Origin of the sequence: Microbacterium sp. H6 (assembly GCF_003314775.1) — a bacterium.
Classification (GTDB): domain Bacteria; phylum Actinomycetota; class Actinomycetes; order Actinomycetales; family Microbacteriaceae; genus Microbacterium; species Microbacterium oxydans.
The window spans coordinates 88904-90547 of sequence record NZ_QOAY01000034.1 but is presented as its reverse complement, the minus strand read 5'-3'; the positions used below and the strand labels follow the sequence as shown (position 1 = coordinate 90547).

Annotated in this window: 1 protein-coding gene and 1 pseudogene; both read right to left on the bottom strand. The window is 73.1% G+C overall.

Going from position 1 to position 1644, the window contains the following annotated elements; genetic code table 11:
* Positions 1-1011, bottom strand: a 1011-nt coding sequence (locus tag DSP71_RS22945; protein ID WP_258546214.1) for a PHP domain-containing protein, incomplete at its 3' end; no start/stop codon positions are given.
* Positions 1011-1644, bottom strand: a pseudogene (locus DSP71_RS22940) (DNA polymerase Y family protein); the annotation flags it as partial. The pseudogene DSP71_RS22940 and the gene DSP71_RS22945, both read right to left, overlap by 1 nt.

The following is a 1644-nucleotide window of genomic DNA, read 5'->3' as shown; positions in this document are numbered from 1 at the left end:
GGCCGGTCGAGCCAGGCGAAGCGGGAAGGCCGAGGTCGCGGCCAGCTCGAGCCCGTACGAGATCGCCCCGGGGTGCCGCTGGAAGCGCGCCGCCATCTCCGCACCGCTGCGCAGATGCGCCCCTCCGTGCGCGGGCAGCCAGCCGTCGAGCTCGTCCATGCTGCGCACCGCGCGGACCGCGGCCACGGCCTCGGCGAGCGGCGCCTGTGCCGGTGTGGCGTAGTGCACGTTGTTGGTCGCGACCACCGGCAGCCGCATCCGACGCGCCAGGTCGGCGAGAGCGTCGTTGCGTCGAGTGTCGAGGGGGTCGCCGTGATCGAAGAGCTCGACGACGACGTTGTCGCTTCCGAACAGGTCGACGAGCGACCCCAGCGGCGTGCCCGCGTCCCCCGCTTCGAGTCCGCGACGCACGGCGCCCTTCCGACATCCGGTCAGGATCGTCCAGTGCCCGTCCGCGCGTGCCACGAGATCGTCCAGGTCGTAGACCGGGCGCCCCTTCTCACCTCCCCGCAGCTGCGCAGAAGTGATCGCCCCCGAGAGTCGGTGGTATCCCTCCATGCCTCGGGCGAGGACCAGCAGGTGCTCGCCTGCGGGATCCGCGGAACCCCGTTGCGGCGCCGGCAGGTCGAGCGACAGCTCTGCCCCGAACACCGTCTGCAGCGGGCTCTCCATGAGATCGGCCACCTCGGCGAAGCGCGCGGCTCCGTAGAAGCCGTCGTGGTCGGTGAGGGCGAGAGCGGTCAGGCCGAGTCGCTCGGCCTCGGCGAGGAGGTCTTCGGGGGACGACGCCCCGTCGAGGAACGAGTACGACGAATGAGCGTGCAGCTCGGCGTAGGGGACCGCGTCCGCGGGGCGGGGGACGGCGACGGGGGGAGTGCGCTTGCGTCGGCGGCTCACCGGTCCCGGATCCCTCCGCTGCCCTCGGGGCTCGGCGACCGGGGGGCGCGACTCCTCGCCGCTGAGGGTGCGCTCCAGATCGTTCCAGGACAGCGGCGGATTGTGCCAGCCCATCAGCGGTACCTCCCCTCGGCCCACCAGCGCTCGCCGGTGCAGAACACCAACCACGCACGGTCGTCGTCGTCGACGATCTGGAGCCGGTGTCCCCGCTTCCCGCCCCCTGGCGCCCAGCGTCGTTCGTGCACGGGCCAGGGTCCTGCCCAGGCCTGCACGGCGGATCCGTCGATGCGGGCGGGGTCGTTCGAGAGCGAACCCCGCTCATCGACGCTGATGGTGCTCTCGTCCGCAGCGACCACGCCGATGGGTCTCGGCGGTCGGAAGACCTCGGCCGGCAGGGGGTCGGGAAGGCTCCCCGGCCACGGGGAGCCGGGGTCGCGGGGCGGGACGGTGCGCTCTCCCCACGGGGTGAGCACCTGGCGATCCGCGAGCCAGCGACCACCGGCGACGGCGGCGGTGACCACGCCCTGATGGCCCAGCATGGTCTGCACGCGCGAGACCGCATGGTGCAGACGTTCATCCGTGCCGGAGCCGAAGAGCCCCGGCTGGTGGTGCGCGGCATCGTCCACGGCCGCGGGGACGATCCGCACCGCCACGATGCCGCCGAACGCCCGCGCCTCGTCGACCGGCTCCTTCGCGGACTGCGCGGCCAGGGATTCCAGCTGCCAGCGCACCCGGTCGACGAGGTCG